14 protein-coding genes are annotated in these 16,826 nt (G+C 54.5%); 5 read left to right on the top strand and 9 right to left on the bottom strand.

All coding sequences use genetic code 11. The features are described from left to right. Positions 1–78 precede the first annotated feature (78 nt). Both RE6C_RS08095 and folP read left to right on the top strand, forming a co-directional pair. On the top strand, positions 79–1,425 hold the full coding sequence (locus tag RE6C_RS08095) for a coproporphyrinogen-III oxidase family protein (RefSeq protein WP_008655504.1): 1,347 nt from the start codon (positions 79–81) through the stop codon (positions 1,423–1,425). Next, entirely contained in the window at positions 1,422–2,342 is a 921-nt protein-coding gene (folP, locus tag RE6C_RS08090; RefSeq protein ID WP_008655503.1) for a dihydropteroate synthase, read from the top strand. The genes RE6C_RS08095 and folP overlap by 4 nt, the downstream gene beginning before the upstream one ends. Here the strand turns inward: folP and RE6C_RS08085 are convergent. Next, positions 2,319–3,812 (bottom strand): RecQ family ATP-dependent DNA helicase, encoded by a 1,494-nt coding sequence (locus tag RE6C_RS08085; protein WP_008655501.1) that lies wholly within the window; start codon positions 3,810–3,812, stop codon positions 2,319–2,321. The genes folP and RE6C_RS08085 overlap by 24 nt on opposite strands. A 36-nt stretch (positions 3,813–3,848) precedes the next feature. On the opposite strand from RE6C_RS08085, the gene RE6C_RS08080 reads away from it, so the two are divergent. Beyond that, entirely contained in the window at positions 3,849–4,544 is a 696-nt protein-coding gene (locus RE6C_RS08080; protein ID WP_008655500.1) for an RluA family pseudouridine synthase, read from the top strand. A 90-nt stretch (positions 4,545–4,634) separates the two neighbouring features. Here the strand turns inward: RE6C_RS08080 and RE6C_RS08075 are convergent, their stop codons facing one another. Then, positions 4,635–5,987 (bottom strand): polysaccharide biosynthesis/export family protein, encoded by a 1,353-nt coding sequence (locus RE6C_RS08075; RefSeq protein ID WP_008655499.1) that lies wholly within the window; start codon positions 5,985–5,987, stop codon positions 4,635–4,637. A 73-nt stretch (positions 5,988–6,060) separates the two neighbouring features. Beyond that, positions 6,061–7,170, bottom strand: a complete 1,110-nt coding sequence (locus tag RE6C_RS08070; RefSeq protein ID WP_008655498.1) for a hypothetical protein — start codon at positions 7,168–7,170, stop codon at positions 6,061–6,063. A gap of 588 nt (positions 7,171–7,758) precedes the next feature. Between RE6C_RS08070 and RE6C_RS08060 the strand changes: the two genes are divergently transcribed. Then, positions 7,759–9,339, top strand: coding sequence for an MraY family glycosyltransferase (locus tag RE6C_RS08060; RefSeq protein WP_008655496.1), 1,581 nt, complete (start codon positions 7,759–7,761; stop codon positions 9,337–9,339). On the opposite strand, the gene RE6C_RS08055 is transcribed toward RE6C_RS08060, so the two are convergent. The 4 genes from RE6C_RS08055 to typA form a co-directional block, all read right to left on the bottom strand. Then, complete coding sequence (locus RE6C_RS08055) at positions 9,336–11,441, bottom strand: ABC transporter permease subunit/CPBP intramembrane protease (RefSeq protein ID WP_008655494.1); 2,106 nt, start codon at positions 11,439–11,441, stop codon at positions 9,336–9,338. The genes RE6C_RS08060 and RE6C_RS08055 overlap by 4 nt on opposite strands. Further along, on the bottom strand, positions 11,438–12,196 hold the full coding sequence (locus RE6C_RS08050) for an ATP-binding cassette domain-containing protein (RefSeq protein WP_008655491.1): 759 nt from the start codon (positions 12,194–12,196) through the stop codon (positions 11,438–11,440). The genes RE6C_RS08055 and RE6C_RS08050 overlap by 4 nt, the downstream gene beginning before the upstream one ends. A 120-nt stretch (positions 12,197–12,316) precedes the next feature. After that, complete coding sequence (locus tag RE6C_RS08045) at positions 12,317–13,075, bottom strand: histidine phosphatase family protein (protein ID WP_008655489.1); 759 nt, start codon at positions 13,073–13,075, stop codon at positions 12,317–12,319. 9 nt (positions 13,076–13,084) lie between these two features. Next, positions 13,085–14,965 carry a translational GTPase TypA gene (gene typA, locus RE6C_RS08040; protein ID WP_008655485.1) on the bottom strand — a complete coding sequence of 627 codons (1,881 nt, stop codon included), beginning with the start codon at positions 14,963–14,965 and terminating at the stop codon, positions 13,085–13,087. Positions 14,966–15,114: 149 nt separating this feature from the next. On the opposite strand from typA, the gene RE6C_RS08035 reads away from it, so the two are divergent. Continuing rightward, positions 15,115–15,999, top strand: coding sequence for an NAD-dependent epimerase/dehydratase family protein (locus RE6C_RS08035; protein WP_236618023.1), 885 nt, complete (start codon positions 15,115–15,117; stop codon positions 15,997–15,999). Here RE6C_RS08035 and RE6C_RS08030 read toward each other — a convergent pair. After that, complete coding sequence (locus RE6C_RS08030) at positions 15,971–16,528, bottom strand: DUF6580 family putative transport protein (protein WP_008655484.1); 558 nt, start codon at positions 16,526–16,528, stop codon at positions 15,971–15,973. The genes RE6C_RS08035 and RE6C_RS08030 overlap by 29 nt on opposite strands. A gap of 93 nt (positions 16,529–16,621) precedes the next feature. Beyond that, positions 16,622–16,792 (bottom strand): DUF1289 domain-containing protein, encoded by a 171-nt coding sequence (locus RE6C_RS30050; RefSeq protein WP_236618028.1) that lies wholly within the window; start codon positions 16,790–16,792, stop codon positions 16,622–16,624. Between the last annotated feature and the right edge of the window lie 34 nt (positions 16,793–16,826).

Genomic DNA, 16,826 nt, shown 5'->3' with positions numbered 1-16,826 from the left:
ATTCGGAGCTCACCGGTTCGGTGTTTGCAGCCAATCGACTATTCTGAAGTAGACCATTCGCACGCAAACGGGAAACCTATGACGACTGCATCGACCCAGGACGAGTCTCGCGAAAAACAGCCCGAAGGCAGCAAGACTGAAGTCGGTAGTTACTTCATCAGTAATTATCCGCCCTACAGTCAGTGGAAGGCGGATTCGCTCGATGAAGTGAAGCAGCGGATGGCTTCTGCGCCGACGAGCGAAAATCCGCTGGGGTTGTACCTGCACATCCCGTTCTGTCGGAAACGCTGCAAGTTTTGTTACTTCAAAGTCTTCACTGACGTCAAAGCACAAGAAGTCCAGCGCTATGTCGACGCGTTGTGCAATGAAATTTCGATGGTCAGTCAGTTGCCAGTGATGGGCGATCGACCGTTCCGCTTCGTCTATTTCGGCGGAGGGACACCCAGTTTTCTGTCCCCGAAACAATTGACGAAACTGGCCGATCGATTGCGTGAGCACATCACTTGGGATGGTGCCGAAGAAGTCACGTTTGAGTGTGAACCGGGCACGCTGAGTGAGACCAAGGTCAAAACGTTGCGAGAGCAATTGGGCGTGACCCGATTGAGTTTGGGAATCGAAAACTTCTCTGACAAGTTGCTTGAAGAGAACGGTCGAGCACACCTTTCCAAACAAGTTTTCTCGGCCTGGGAATGGATCGAAGCAGCTCAGTTCCCCAACGTGAACATCGACCTGATCTCGGGAATGGTCGGAGAAACCTGGGAAAACTGGAAAGACAACATCCGGCGAACGATCGACATGTCACCGGAGAGTGTGACGATCTACCAAATGGAATTGCCGTTTAACACGGTTTATAGCGCCGACATCTTGGGCAACAAAATTCAAAGTCCTGTTGCGGATTGGCAGACCAAGCGTGACTGGGTCAGCTATGCCTTCGACGAAATGACATCGGCGGGCTACAAAGTCAGCAGTGCCTACACGTTGGTCAAAGATACGGGCAAAGTTAACTTTTCGTATCGCGACAATCTGTGGCGAGGTGCCGATTTGTTGGCGACCGGAATCGCGAGTTTCGGCCACGCCGCAGGAGCTAACTACCAGAACTTGCCGCACATGGAGCAGTACCTCGGTGCGATCGAAGGTGGAGAGCTGCCTCTGGGACGTGGGTTTGTACCGACCGAGCATCAAGCACTGATCCGCGAGATGATTTTGTTGCTCAAGCGTGGGTTCCTCGAACGCGAATATTTTCAGTCAAAGTTCGGCGTTGATATCGTCGAAAATTGGAAATCGGTTTGGGAAGGCTACGTTGAAGAAGGGTTGGCGGAGATCCATCCAGATGAAGTGAAGTTGACTCGCGAAGGGTTGTTGCGAGTGGATTCGATGCTCCCTGCCTTCTTCGAACCTGAACACCAGAACGTTCGCTACACATGATGCAGCGTGCTGTTTGGCGGACTTCTCGGCGCGATTTAGAAATCGGCCGGCGTCCGCTGGTGATGGGGATTCTGAATGTCACCCCAGATAGCTTCTCGGATGGTGGTCGATTTGTTTCTCCTGGTCAGCAGCTGACCACCTCGGAAACATTGGACCTAGCGGTCGAAACCGCTCTGAAGATGCAGGCTGATGGAGCCGACTTGATCGACATCGGCGGCGAAAGCACGCGGCCGTATAGCGATCCGGTGGATGCGGAAATTGAGACGGAACGAGTGGGGCCGGTGATCGAGCGGTTGGCGAATTGCTTGGCCATTCCAATCAGTATCGACACCAGCAAAGCGTCCGTCGCCAATGCAGCCATTCGGGCGGGCGCGGAGATCGTCAACGATGTGAGTGGTCTGGAAGGCGATCCGGAAATGCCGGCGGTCGTCGTCAAGACACGTGTTGGCGTCTGTGTGATGCACATGAAGGGCACTCCGCAGACGATGCAGGACGATCCCAGCTACCGCGACGTTGTTGATGAAATCGAGCGGTACTTGCTGGCTCGACGGCAGGCTTGTTTGGACCAGGGAATCGAGCCCGAGCGAATCTGCCTCGATCCCGGCATCGGTTTCGGGAAAACACACGACCACAATTTGACCTTGCTGCGAGCGACCAATCGTTTTGCTTCCATCGGCTCACCCATTTTGATTGGTCATTCCCGAAAGGGTTTCATTCGCAAAGTTTTGGATCGAAATGAACGTAATTTGAATGACGAGTACAACCCGATGGCTGGCACGTTGGCCGTTTCAATGGCGGTTGCAGCGGCGGGGGCTCATGTCATCCGTGTGCACGATGTCGCAGAAACCGTGCAGGCGTTGGATTTGTTTGAAGCATCAGGTGGCCTAGCTGTCTCAACCAATAATCGTGCTTTCTAGAAAGTACCGATTGAGGAACGCTTGGCGTTCCTCTGCTGGTGTCGCTGCAAACTGCACCATCGCATACAGACGTTTTTGATCTCGCTGTCGTTTCTCCGCCAGCCAACCGTTGTCACGGAACTTCTCTGGCAAAACGCCAATCAGCTGAAAGCATTCCGGTTCTCTTGGGCCTGCGACAACACCATGTCGATCGAGCATCGCAATGGCTGTGTCGACCCGGTGGTCATGTGGACTGACCCGTTGCAATTCCTTGCGAAGCCAGTCCAAGCCGTAGGCAGTGCATCGATCCGCATGATGTTCCAGAGCGAACAAGAGACGGTCGTAGAAATCCGCATCGGGGTTGGCCCACTCGATGAATTGCATCTGCGTCATCAAGTCGTCTTGATCGTATAGCCAAAGGCAGCGGCTTGGTTTGTCGTCACGGCCCGCTCGACCAATCTCCTGATAATAGGATTCGATCGATCCAGGGGTTTCAGCGTGGATGACCAGCCGAATATCTTCTTTATCGACTCCCATTCCAAATGCGGGAGTGGCCAAAACGAGGTCTCGTTCGCCGGACATGAATTCGTTTTGTATCCGACGGCGATCCTTTCGTGATTGATCGCCGTGGTAGCAGACATGATCGATAGACCGTGCCAACAACAGGTCGCTGAAGCGGTCCAGCGTTTTGATCAGCGAGAAGTAGATGATAGCGCCGCCAACGGGCGTATCGTCGGTTGGAGAAAATGGTGGGGCCGAAAGTGCCTCGAGAATCGTTTCGTATTTTTCGTTCTCGCCCATCACGGACTCGACGTCGATCCGCAAATTGGGACGATCAATCCCTTCATGGAACAGTCTCATCTCGCATTCGGCCAGGCCAATTTGATCCACGATGTCCGCCCGGCATTCCGCGGTTGCCGTCGCGGTCAGGGCAATCGTGGTGGGAGAGCCCAGTTGTTTCCGGATGTCGGCGATTCTGCTGTAATCTGGTCGGAAGTCGTGGCCCCACTGGCTGACGCAGTGTGCCTCATCGATTGCGAGCAGCTGAATGTTTCGGCCCGAAATTGCGTCTAGGAACTCAGGTTTGCGAAATCGTTCAGGCGTCACGTATAGCAAACGATATTGGTTGTCGCGTAAGTTCTTCTGCCTCTTTTCGCGTTCACTTCGATCCAAAGAGGAATTGATGAGCGTCGCGTCGACGCCTTTTGCTACCAGCCCATCGACCTGGTCCTGCATCAAAGCAATCAGCGGAGAAAGTACCAACGTCAGATCGGTGCCGCTCCCCAGCAACGCGGGAATTTGGAAGCACATCGACTTGCCACGTCCTGTTGGCATGATCACCATGGCGTGCTCACCAGCGAGAACGTGCTGAATGACGGCAGATTGGCTGGGGCGAAATGAGCGATACCCAAATACGTCCTGCAGGATCTTCTGGGCTTGGTCCAGCGAACGCTTGCCTGACTTCAAATTCGCGTTGGCTGACTCACCCATCGGTGGCGAAACTTTCTATTTTGGGATTCGAGAAACATGAGCGAAGTCGACGTCATCTACGAAGACAACCATTTGCTCGTGGTAAACAAACCGACCAAGTTAGCGACGATGGGAGCTGCTGGGCAGCCGACTTTGCATTCGCTCGGTTGTGATTACATCCGACGGACGTGCAACAAACCGGGGAAGGTCTATCTCGGAATTGTGAGTCGGCTCGATTCGATGACTTCGGGTGTCATCGTGATGGCCCGAACCAGTAAAGCGGCCAGCAGACTCACGCCTCAGTTCGCCAATCATTCTGGCGATGGAGCGAAGAAGACGTACCTCGCGGTTGTCGCAGGCCGAGTCGAGCAGCAACAGGGCTCTTTGGTCGACGATGTCTACAAAGACGATGCAGCTCACCGCATGTGTGTGGCTCATCATTCCAGAGCTGATGCCAAGGAGGCTCGTCTGGAGTACGAAGTTTCAGGGTACGACCGCGAGTCAACGCTTCTTAAGGTCAAGCCACTCACAGGCCGCAAGCATCAAATTCGCTTGCAATGGTCCGAGGCTGGGTTCCCCATTTTGGGCGACATCAAATATGGAAGCGAGCGGTCTTGGCCGACTGGGATCGCACTTCATAGTTGGCGGCTTTCCATCATGCATCCCACGAAGAAAGAGCGGATGACTTTTGAGGCTCCTGTTCCAGAGGTTTGGGTGAGCCGACTGGGATCAAGTTTGCTTGTGAAGCTGTGAGGCCGGTCGGGAGCCGCTTGGTCAACGAAAAAACGTCGCCCCTGGGTAGAGGCGACGTTTCGTTTGTTTGACTCGATCGTCGGTCGAGGACTAGTTTCGCAGTAGTTCTTGAATACCGTAGGTGAAGAATGTACCGAGGCTGAAGTTCAGCACTTCTTCTTCACATTTGTATTGAAGAATCAGAGTGTCACCAGGTTGAACCAGTGGGCGACTTCGCGGGTCGTTGACGGCCCGGGCAAGGTCAACCTCGATTGCAACTTGTCCGTTGCATGGTGTCTGACGAAGCACATACAGCATTCCAGGTGGAACTCCACCAACCGACCGTGCACCTCCGAATCCTCCTCCACCGCCAGTCGTCTGTCCGATGCCACCGCCTGCGATAGCCATCGCACCGAGGACGTCGAGATCATAGTCACGAGGGAGTGGGAACTCGCCGCCGGGCAACAAACCACCAGTGTAGAAAACTTCTGTCTCGCGGTTTTCGATGTACACAATGTCGCCGTCTTGCAGTTCCACATCTTCCGGTGTGATGTTTGGGATCACTCCAGGTGGAAGTCGCAATGGAATGCGAAGGATCGATGGGTCTGGCGGAAGTTCCGGCGGGCAAACACATGGGTCGAGCATGGCGTTGCGTTGAGACGCGTAGAAGTCTCGAACAAACTGAGCTCGTTTGCGTTTGTCAGCTTCGCTGGCTCGCAGAACCCGAACTTCGTTCTTTGCGTTCAGACCTGGCAAACCGCCGGTTTCAACCAGAGCGTGCAAAATATCATTCTTGTACGCAGGAAGTTTGACCAAGCCGCCGCTGGCGGAATTGTCCGTGCCCCGAATGAACTCACTCGCCTGCGTCTGGAGGTTCCGTTGGTTTCCCTGTCCCAATCCATCTTCCCGAACCACGATCACATCGTAGGTTCGTTCCTTGATAAGCGTGACAATCGGACGAGCTTTTTCTTCTCGCAGAATGTCATTGTCGATGTAGGCTTCACGAATTTTTTCGCGGACTTGATCGAGCGTGAGGCCTTCGACCTCAAGGGGTTCGATCAGCGGCAGCGACAGAGTTCCATCATCCTGAACCGCAATTGGGTAACCAATCGACGGTGGCAGGGTGCTGTCCTGTTCCGGGAAATTGACCGGAGGTGGCTCAGGTGGAGTGTTGGGCGGATTGAAAGGCAGAACGCCTTCAATGTAGACACCGAGGATGTCATCGGGGCCGAGCTGGTAGTCTCGTGGTGGCTCAAGAGACAGCAACGCGATATCAACCGGAACCAAGTTGTTCTTGGGTGCCGGAAAGAATTCGGGCGGCAATCGGTGAGCTGGAACACCATCGATTGGCTGGGTCAGTGACGAGCAGCCGGTCAGTGAAGCGACCAGCGAGGCGGCCACGCCAAGTCCAACCGTGGTGCGAATGTGTTTCCACACTCGAGTTTGAAAGAGGTTGATGTTCATCCTTGAACTCTCTGAAAGTGCAATCGGGTGCAAAGCCGCCCGGACTGGTCTGTGGTTGAGGAACGGTCAGAAATCAATCGAACAAGAATTGCATCGATTGATTGTTTGCAGGCGATTCGACTGCTTCATTTGATTGGGCCTGGCGATCTGGCCGTCCGAAAATCTCTTCGATTACCGAATCAATTTCGTCTTGGGTTGGTTCTGCCACATCAGTGCTAACCGGGGTTTGCTTTGTCCGCGGGACAAGGTCTGATGCGCTGGTGTCTTGAGGAGACGAAACGCTGTCAACATCCGGGAACAGTTGTTTGATGTCGGTCGGATCACCAAATTGATCGCCACCTTCTTGTGGGATGTCACTCAGCATTGCTCCAGCACCTTCCGCAACCAAGGTTTCGTTACTTTGCGAAGGTGCAACCTGTGAGAATGGATCGTTGGTGATATTCGATTTCGGTGATACAGATTTGATTGCAGGCGGTGTAGGCGGTGCTTGCTGTTTCACGTGATTCATGTCCACGTTTGTACCGGTCAGTTCGTTTGCTTCTTCGAACGTGACTCGGCCTGGCACAAGAGTTTCACCTTCACCCAACTGAATGCCTGGCGGCAAGACATTGGCCGTTGGAATGGGCGGTACAGGAGCAACTGGCGTTGGGGCCATTGATCCGGTCATAGCCGCCGAAGCTGGTCGCATTGGGGTTTGAATACGGATCTGGTTGTAGTAACCAATTCCGTCTTGTTCAGCGGCTTTCACTCCGAGTGGGAAACCTTCGAACCAAGCATTGACGGCACTTTGCCCATCGCCAGATTGATGTTTCCAACCCCAGTAGTCAGGAGACACGACCGCGGGAGTGCACCCAGATCCGCCGGTCGCGACTTCCATGTAGCCATCAATAAAACCCTTTCGGAGGTCTTTCGAATGGCGGTGTTTTTTGTGGCAGTGAGCGTTTCGCAACCAGGCCTTTTCTGCCATGACTTTGTTGCGATGCGAGACCATGAAGTCGTCGATGCACTCACTTCGAGTCAGCTTGGATTGCAGGCCACCCATGATGGTGCAGCCGGTCATCCCCGTTGTCAAAATACCCGCCGCAAGACTCGCCAAGAAGGCTCGTTGAGCTCTTTGACGAATGATGTTTCGCCTCGATAGCTTCGGGCGGACGGACGCGTCATGTCGATTAAGCTGGGTCATAATGCCGGCTCCCCTAGCGGCGGATCTATCTGGATCACACGACTCGTGCGTGCAACATTTCCAGCCGCCATCTTGCCCTTCGAACTGGCTGCAACGGCGTTTGGAATCAGGGTCGCACCGTTTGCAGCGATTCTGCTAGCAGGCGAAGTCCCCGCACTCTTTATCGCCCCTTCTGCGATGCCGGTTTAGCCAAATGTGCATGAAATGGGGGTGCTAGCAGTCCGCCTGGTTAGTGAGACTGTTCCGGGGGGCACTGGAACCACAGGTGTCCGCCTGCTGGTTTCCTTGTGTTTTCGGTATTTGGGAGGGGCGGTGGCCCCTTCTTGGGACACCTGATTCGGGGAGATTTACGGTTTGGAACGATTGCCCAATACGATTTTCGCGGAGTTCCGTTAACTTTTCGTACGCGCGGGGGATAGCTTTCGAGCGGACGCGTAAGATGATGCATCACGGAGACGTTGTACTAGAATAAAGAGCTATTCTTGTCACACAGGGTTTACCGGTTGTCATCAGCTGACATCGTTCCTGTCATGACATTCTTTGCCTTCACCGTGTCAAAATGCCCTTCTCTGATTGAATCAACTAGCAATGACACCATTCATCCTCGTTACTCTTGCCGCTGCTTTCATCGCGATGCTGGTACTGGTGCCGGTGGTGCGTGCATTCGCAATTCGAGTGGGATTGGTGGACAACCCAGATGCGGAGAGGAAACTGCATGATCGGCCAATCGCATTGGCGGGCGGGTTAGCCGTTTTCATCGCGACCGGTATCGCGTTCCTGGTTGGCATCGCTTACGAAAGTGGTTGGGCGGAATTCGGCAAGATGACGGAGTTGTCATCTCGTTGGTTTGTTTTGCTGGGTGCCTCGTCGGCGATCTTGATCGTTGGTTTGATTGACGATAAGTGGGCACTGCGTGGCCGACAGAAGCTACTCGCTCAATGCGTCATCGCGATGATCGTTGTGGGAAGTGGAACGGTCATGCGATCGATCTCGCTCTTCGGTTTCGAGATTCCTTTGGGGATTTTTGCGATTCCCGTCAGTGTCTTGTGGTTGTTGCTCGCGATCAACGCGCTCAATCTGCTTGACGGAGCCGACGGCATGGCGACCACGGTCGGCGCGTTTGTTTGCGGCGGGCTGGCATTGCTAAGTGCATCGAGTGGACACTCTGCATCTACCGTCATTGCGGCAACTGCTTTATGTGGCGCACTGCTCGGCTTCTTGGTCTTCAATCGCCCGCCCGCCACAATCTTTTTGGGCGACGCGGGGAGCATGATGATCGGGCTGATGGTCGGCGTCTTGGCAATGTGGTGCTCATTGAAGGAGTCCGCGGTTGTCGTTGCTGCACCGGTCGCGATTTTGGTTCTGCCGTTGTTCGACTCTTCTGCAGCAATCATTCGACGATGGATGACGGGACGCAGTATGTATGCAACGGACCGAGGACATTTGCATCACCTGTTGAACGAAAAATTCGGTCCAAATGGGATGTTGTTGGTGGTTGCTGGCCTTTGCACGCTTAGCTCAACAATCGCGGTACTCTCAGTTCGGTTCAATCAAGACTGGCTGGTTCTTCTGGGAGCAGGAGCCGTTTTGGGCTTCTTGGTTCTGACTCGAACGTTCGGTCATTCGGAGTGTCGCCTTCTTCTCGGGCGTCTGTACCACTTTGCCCATTCATTTGCGGTGCGTCCGAAGGATTGTGAGTCAGCCAAGCATTTGCGCAGTGTCCAGATTCAAGGCGATGGTTGCTGGGAACCAGTCTGGGAACCATTGGTCGAATTCGCGAAACGGCATGATCTCGCAAAAGTGCAAATCGACGCGAATATGGCTTGGTTGCACGAAGGCTATCATGCGACTTGGCAAAGTATCCGTTTGCCGGAGAAGTCAATGCAAAGCGTTGTCCGAATCCCGCTCTTCGCAACTCGACCAGGGGAAGACGAGTCGGTGCCAATCGGCAAGGTAGAGGTCATTGCCAATTCGTCACACGAATCGCTGGCTCAGCTCAGTTATTTCTTAGAGCATGCGGAAGAGTTGCAGGCCCAGGTCAGCTACTTGGTTGACAATCTTGGGAAGAAAAACGCAGCCGCTCGCAAGAAGAAGACGAACGCGGCATCCGCTTCAACGAGCGACACGCTTGTGGGAAGCGAAGAAGTTGAAGCTGTGCACACCAGCTAGTTCTGGATTGAGCTCTCGCTGGCTTGTCTTCGTGTCGACCATGCGACAATCGCGATGCCAATCATGACCATGAGTGCCGCAGCAACGAGCCAGCTGGAAGGCAAGTGCTTGGAGCCATCTGCATCGCTGAGCCCGAGGAAATCGAGCTTGTCATGATAACGCGCGGCTAATTCCAGCATTCCATTATGGAAGAAGTGCAAGACCACTCCTGGCCAGACGCTGCCGGTTCGGAAGGCGACCCATCCCAGCAGTAATCCAAGCAGCATGGTGGGTAGAAAGCGTTCGACCAACAACGTGCTGCCGACAAAGACGTGGAAGAGTCCAAATAGCAATGCGGTCGTGCAGATCGTTTGCCAAGGGCGAAGGACAGCCGAGAATGCGGAGAATAAATAGCCTCGAAAGCAGAACTCTTCGACGAGAGCCGGGGTTGCCGCCATCGTCAACAAGAGTAGCCATGGTGGCACCGTTTTCCATTTGTCTAGCAAAGACCTTGTGCGTTCAATTTGGTCGTCCGAAAGAAGGGCGATTCCAAACTGGTCGGCCAACGCCAAGGCTTCATGTGCAAACGCCCAGGCTCCTCCCGCCAAGACAATGGCACCCAGAATTGACGCAAGCGGTGGCATCACGAATCGATACGTCGATCGGATGCGATGCTTTCCAATGATAGTTGCAAAAAGTGGAATCAAACCGAAAACCAAGATCAGGCTCAATGCGTTTAGCAACAGCTGTGAACCAACCGAGATGGAATCGGACACGATTCGCAGCCACTGCATCAAACCGTTCGAGATCAGGAATGAGGCTGGCAGCAGTAAGGCGACAACCAACCCAGCCTGGCTCATGCTGGGATGATTGGTAACCGTATCGGGCCGTTGAAGAAGCGAACCAAATGATTTCTGGCTAGTTCGCTCAACCGCGTCACTACCAAACAGTCGCGCGGCAATGCCCAAAGTCGCCGCCGCATAGAACAGTGTGCTGGTGACGGCCACGACCGCGCCTGCGGTGGTGGCGGTGCCGGATAGGATGTCCCGAGCGAGCAAAACAATATTCAGAAGCGGAGCGACGGCCAGCGGTCCCTCCAGTGTCACGCCTGGCATCAGGGAAAGCATCGCCGGGCCAAGCGAAAGCAGCATCACGGGAATCAGATATGCCTGTGCTTCTTTGAACGACTTTGCGAAGCTGGTAAGCGAAAGTAACAACGCCGAGAAGAAGCAGCTGAACAGCAGCAGTAGACCGAGAATCTGCGTGATCTGCAGCAGCCCGACTGTTGAATCACCCGCCAGCATGCTGACCAGTCCTGTCACCTTCATGGTCACGAACATGGCAAGCAAGTTTGCCATCGCGGTGAGGAAGGCGACGAAGACAACCGCAAGATACTTGGCAAGCAACACCCACCAACGCGGAACAGGAGAAGCCATCAGTGCTTCCATCGTGCCTCGCTCTCTTTCACCAGCCGTCAGGTCGATCGCTGGATAAACGGCGCCGGTGATGGTCATCAAAACCAGAACCAAGGGGATCACCGTGCCAAGAATGGATCCTGATGCTTTCTCTCCGATCGATCGAATTCTCAAATCGATCGGTTGATAATTGGGATCAATTCGCTGAACGATTTGAAGGCTTTCAGACAGCTGCAACCACTGCAAACGCTCGGTCAGAATTCGCTGAGCTGTGCTGCTGCCCTGATCGTTGTTGTACGAAACGATCTCCATCGACTGAATGGAGCTTGGGCCGTGTTGAAACTGCACCGCAATGTCGAGCAGGTTTTGAGACAACGCTTCTTCGGGTGTGAGTTCTTCTGGCACAACCACCTCAAACCGAGCCAATTGACCGCCGTTGACCTTCAGGATGGGTTCCGGAGGTGCGCTGCGAGGATCTTCGATCAGCGTCTGCAAGAAATCTCGCTCATCAGGCGATGAGACACCGACCATGAATGCTTGCTCCGCCGGCATGCCGGACGAAAGCAAGAAGCGGTTCAACGCCATGCTGAGCAATGGATAAACCAACAATGGCATCATGACCAAAGTCAGCATCGTCCGTCGGTCACGCAAGGTTTCCCGAAGTTCTTTTTGAGTGAGCCGGCCGAGCCGGGACCAGGAAAGTTTCACGCGTGGTCCTCGGTCAACGCCGGGTCAGTGGAATTCATCAGATCGACAAACATCTCAACAAGATGTTCTCGTCCGGTTTCTTCTCGAAGGTCATTCAATGTGCCTCGATAACGAATGCGGCCGCGATGCAGCAGCCCAAATTGGTCGCACAGACGCTCTGCTTCGTCCAGTCGGTGAGTGCAGACCACAACCGCCTTTCCCGCAGCACGCAGATGTTCGATGTACTCGAAGATTGTCTGCACCCCCACGACATCGAGTCCACGGGTTGGTTCATCTAGAAGCATCACAGGAGGGTCGTGGATCAAGCCTCGCACCAAGGTCACTCGTTGGCGCTGACCCGTGCTGAGCGAACCGGCGCGACGGTCGAGGAGTGCCTCAATCTGCATCACGCTAGCAAGCTCTTTCAGTCTCGCGGTCGCTTGGTCTGGCGCGACGCCATACAAGTCCGCAAAGTAAAGCAGCATCTCGCGAACCGACAACCACGGATAGACTCCGTCGCTGGCTGAGACAAACCCAAGTTTCGCCTTCGCAGCAAAAGGATCCTTGGAAGTGCGGATGCCAGCAACTTCTGCGAAGCCTTCGTCCGGTTCCAGCAGTCCCAGCACCATCCGCAAGGTAGTTGTTTTTCCGGCCCCGTTCGGACCAAGTAGTCCAAAAACCTCACCGGGAGCTACCCGCATCGAAAGCCCATCAACGGCATGGACGGTCCCGCTTTCGATCGAGAATCGTTTGGTAAGCGAATCGATCAGAAGCATGATGAAGGCAGTGTGATTCAAAGAAACTGGCAACGGAACAACAATGCCATTGCGATGGACTGCTACGTCTACGTCGCCGGTATCACCTCGGGTCTGCTTCCACCGAAGAAAAGCGAAGGTTTAAGAAAGCAACGCTTGATGACCCGTGACGAGTCTCGGTGGCAAGTGCGTGACACTGTTGAGGGACGTCAACTTCCAGCCCATTGTTGACCATTGTAGAGAAGTGATCGAGGTGTTGGGGATTGGCCCAATGGCATCCATCGCCACTCGTCCCGCCAACATTTGTGAAAGCATCTCACGCAAAAAATCGGCGTGAGCGATCAGCACCACGACCGGATTTTCTCGATCGCCGAGTATTTCCTCGTCAGGCTGTTGAGCGAATGTTTGTTCAAACCGTTTGATCACCGCGAGAGAGCGTGCTTGCATCTCCTCGGGAAGCTCGCGATCTTTTCCGCCCCACCAGCCCGATTCATCAATCTCCGGATCCAATGTCAACGGAGGCGGATCACGGTCGGGGAATTGAGCAGCGATCTCTTGAAAGAACGACTGGATTGCGGATTGGTTGAGCCCAGGGGCGCCTGCGAAGTTCTTTTCGTGGTGGCCATGGTAGCAACCACCATTTTCAAAAACGTCATGCCAGACCGAGACTGGATACCGGCGCGGCGGGGCGTGAGCGTGCTGAAGAATTGACCGAGTCGTTTCGAGGGTGCGAAGGAAGGGACTGGTGATCAACTGATCAATCGCCAGTCCAGACATCCATTTACCCAAGCAGTCAGCTTGCAAGCGACCTCGAGCGGTGATGCTCGGATCGCAAACGCGATTATGAACCGGTTTCGCGTTGTTCTCACTTTCCGCGTGTCGAACTAAAAGCAACTGCATCGATCAGGATCAGCCGTTGCGGCCTTGCCGACGACGATCGGATTCCTTCAGCAAAATCTTACGCAAGCGAATCGATTCTGGAGTCACCTCGACCAATTCGTCGTCTTCGATGTACTCAAGGGCAGCTTCCAACGACATATCACGTGGTGGCTTCAGGATGACGTTTTCATCACTACCGCTGGCACGCATGTTTGTCAGTTTCTTTTCGCGACAGGGGTTCACCGTCATGTCGTTTTCACGAGCGTTTTCGCCGACGATCATTCCCTCGTAAACCTCGGTGCTCGGCGGAACAAACAGCTCAGCCCGATCTTGCAAGGCGAACAGGGCGAACGGCATGGTTTTGCCGCCAACCATCGAGATCAAAACACCGTTGGCTCGACGAGGGACGTCGCCCTCGACCACGCGATAGCTTTCAAAGCGGTGGTGGATGATGGCGGTGCCGCGAGTTGCATTGAGCAGTCGGGTTCGCAAACCAATCAGACCACGCGATGGAACGATGAATCGCAAAAGGCTGTATTCACCACGTTGCTTCATCTCTTCCAACTGACCACGACGCAGACCAACAAGTTCCATGACCGGACCCATCACCTCGGTGGGGACTTCCACGCGAAGGGTTTCGAATGGTTCGTGCTTTTTGCCGTCGATCTCTTTGAAGACCACACGAGGTTTTCCGACGCTCAGTTCGTAACCTTCGCGACGCATCGTTTCGATCAATACGGCGAGGTGAAGCACACCACGTCCGGCGACGGCGTAGGCTTCGGTACCTTCGATCATCGAAACTCGAAGAGCAACATTGCGTTCGAGTTCTTTCTCCAAGCGAGCTTTGATTTGACGGGTGGTAACGTACTTGCCTTCTCGGCCAGCCAAGGGCGATGAGTTAACGCTGAAGACCATTTCCAATGTCGGTTCATCGACTTTCAGTCTTGGTAGAGCTTTGCCGGTTTCCGGCGCGGTGATCGTGTCACCAATTTCGACGTCATCAAGCCCTTCGAGTGCAATGAGGTCGCCAGCACCAGCGGATTCGGCGGGGACTCGGCCTAGTTTGTCAAAGACGTACAGACCCGATGCTTTGATCTTTCGAACGATTGGATTTCCCGACGAATCAATCGTGTGGACGTCCACCGCTTGGCCAGTCTGGATCGTTCCCGCGTTGACGCGGCCGACGGCGATCCGGCCAACGTACTCGCTCCAATCCAACGTCGTGACCATCATCTGAAAATCAGATTTGGTATCGACGGTTGGACCAGGCAAATGGTCAACCAGCAGGTCCAGCAGCGGACGCATGTCTTCAGTGGGTTTGGCTGGATCGTCAGTCGCGTAGCCTTCTTTCGCACTGGCAAAAACGTAAGCCGCACTGTCGAGTTGTTCTTCTCCACCCAGATCGGCCAGCAATTCGAGAGCTTCATCGAGAGCTTCGGGAGGACGGCCGTCGGGGCGGTCCACTTTGTTCACCACAACGATCGGTTTGACGCCGGCTTGCAGTGCTTTTTCGAGCACGAACCGAGTTTGTGGCATGGGGCCTTCCGCGGCATCGACCAGCACCAGTGCACCATCGGCCATTTGGACAACACGTTCGACTTCGCCGCCGAAGTCCGCGTGACCTGGGGTGTCGATCAGATTGATTTTCACACCGCGGTAGTGAACCGCGATGTTCTTCGACAGAATGGTGATTCCGCGTTCTTTTTCGATGTCGTTCGAATCGAGGATCCGTTCCCCTTTCAGTTCCGCATCGCGATACTGTCCACTTTGCCGCAGCAAACAATCCACCAGTGTGGTTTTCCCGTGGTCAACGTGAGCGATGATGACGACATTTCGGATCTCATCTCGAACGGCGGTATTGCTCGAGGTATCGGTGCCGGCGTCTTGAGAAGGGGATGCGGTGGAAGACAAAGGACAGCTTTCAATGGATAAACGTTTCAGGCGGAAGCCCACGTTCTAACGATCCTTTCGAAAGTCAACTAGTCAAAAAGCGTTTTGCGTGCCCTGTGGGAACGCTAGCGGCTTGTAAGTGGGTTCATTTTCGCATTTCGGGTTTTCTGATGCTTGTCGCAGTCACCGGCGCAACCGGTTTTTTAGGTCAACACGTCGTTTCTGACCTGCTACGGAACGGTCATTCTGTTCGAGGATGGACCCGCAAGAACGATCCCCCGCGGTTGGAGGGCGTCGATTGGGTCCAAGGTGAGCTGGATAATCCGCAGTCAATCGAGCAATTGGTGTCTGGTTGTAACGCCGTGGTTCATACCGCCCTGGCTCGTGAGGGCGACAGTTTTATGAGTGCTCCAAACAAGCCACTCGACTACATCCAAACCAATCTGATGGGGTCAATCTCGCTCCTCGAGACGGCTTGTGCCCAAGCGCTTGAGCGATTCATTTTCGTTTCGTCGGGGGCCGTGCACCAAAACGTCGTCGACGGCATTCCGTTGGACGAACAACACCCGCTTCGTCCAGGTTCGCTGTACGGTGCGTGCAAGGCGTCCATGGAAACGATGGTCCATGCCTACGGTAGTTCTGGTCGTCTGAATGCAGCGACGCTCCGGCCGGTTTCCATCTACGGGGTGGAGGATCCCGTCCAGGATTCAAAATGGTACGGGCTGATCCAGTCAGTGGCTCGAGGCGAATCCGTTCGAGCCGAAGGAGGCGGCAAGGTCGTTCATGTCGCGGACGTCGCCGCGGCGATATCGACCTTGCTCGCGACTGATCATGCGATTGCGGGAGAAACCTACAATTGCTGCGATCGTTTCTTTTCCGAGCATGAAGTTGCCGAACGAGTCATGGCAATCACGGGAGCTCGAGCGAAGATTCTAGGCGAACCCAAATCGTCGGGTCGCGAGATGTCATCTGCCAAACTGGAATCACTCGGATTCCAGTTCGGTGGAATTTCCAAACTAGACGAGACTATTCACCAGTTCGTACGGGAACTCTAACTCGCTGGAGCTTGCCCTGGGTTACGGTCAACCCGCTGGTCGCCAATGCGTACACGCCGAAGAACAATCCGCTGTAAACCAGGTCTCCCGCCAGGGTGTACTGAAAGAAGGGGATCGCGGCGGTGAAGCAGGCGGCCAATCCCGTCAACGTCGAGGGGTAGAACGCGACCCAGACGGCGAAGTTGGTGACCAGGAAAAACAGAACGCTGCCGATCAGCGAACCAGCAACCACTTTCATCGCGTTGGCATTCGCACCCAGCAGTTTGCGACCGATGACGAAGTTCGCCAGAAGGCAACCGTAGACCACCGGCATCAGCGAGTGGAACCCGAGCATCGAGTCGCTGACCAACATTGCGACGATCACAGCCGCAGCCATGATTCTTGGCGAGATTGTCACCGCACCGGCAAACAGGCACATTGCTGCCAGAGGCGTGAAATTGGGTGGGTGCGGGAGCAAACGAGACGCGACGGCGATGCCGATCATGCTCAAGACGATTGCAAAACGTTGCAGGTTGTTATTTGGATTCACAGGAACACTCAATCGGGAAAATCAAAGGTACGGAAATGGGGCGGCCAATCGGCCGAGCCGCGACGTGTGACGCGGCTTCACGAATTGGCTTGGCTAGGCACTGTTTGGTTGGCTAGGCACTGTTTGGATTGACGGAGCTTGAGCGGACCGCCGCTGGCGTACCAACTCAAGAATGGAACGTTTTTCTTCGGGAGATGCAATCGACCATCGGCCAATCTCGCCCAAAGTTCGGGAACAACCAACGCACAACCGTTGCTGGTCCACTTGGCAAACCCCAACGCAGGGCGAACGCGGAGTA

The organism is Rhodopirellula europaea 6C (assembly GCF_000338295.1).
Classification (GTDB): Bacteria; Planctomycetota; Planctomycetia; order Pirellulales; family Pirellulaceae; genus Rhodopirellula; species Rhodopirellula europaea.
This window is presented reverse-complemented; position numbering and strand designations above follow the sequence as displayed.

What these genes read in the sequence shown, in the direction of transcription:
- RE6C_RS08075 (WP_008655499.1), bottom strand. Translation starts at nt 5,987, where the DNA reads ATGAACATCAACCTCTTTCAAACTCGAGTGTGGAAACACATTCGCACC.
- folP (WP_008655503.1), top strand. Translation starts at nt 1,422, where the DNA reads ATGATGCAGCGTGCTGTTTGGCGGACTTCTCGGCGCGATTTAGAAATC.
- RE6C_RS08085 (WP_008655501.1), bottom strand. Translation starts at nt 3,812, where the DNA reads ATGGGTGAGTCAGCCAACGCGAATTTGAAGTCAGGCAAGCGTTCGCTG.
- RE6C_RS08080 (WP_008655500.1), top strand. Translation starts at nt 3,849, where the DNA reads ATGAGCGAAGTCGACGTCATCTACGAAGACAACCATTTGCTCGTGGTA.
- RE6C_RS08095 (WP_008655504.1), top strand. Translation starts at nt 79, where the DNA reads ATGACGACTGCATCGACCCAGGACGAGTCTCGCGAAAAACAGCCCGAA.
- RE6C_RS08050 (WP_008655491.1), bottom strand. Translation starts at nt 12,196, where the DNA reads ATGCTTCTGATCGATTCGCTTACCAAACGATTCTCGATCGAAAGCGGG.
- RE6C_RS08070 (WP_008655498.1), bottom strand. Translation starts at nt 7,170, where the DNA reads ATGACCCAGCTTAATCGACATGACGCGTCCGTCCGCCCGAAGCTATCG.
- RE6C_RS08060 (WP_008655496.1), top strand. Translation starts at nt 7,759, where the DNA reads ATGACACCATTCATCCTCGTTACTCTTGCCGCTGCTTTCATCGCGATG.
- RE6C_RS08035 (WP_236618023.1), top strand. Translation starts at nt 15,115, where the DNA reads ATGCTTGTCGCAGTCACCGGCGCAACCGGTTTTTTAGGTCAACACGTC.
- RE6C_RS08045 (WP_008655489.1), bottom strand. Translation starts at nt 13,075, where the DNA reads ATGCAGTTGCTTTTAGTTCGACACGCGGAAAGTGAGAACAACGCGAAA.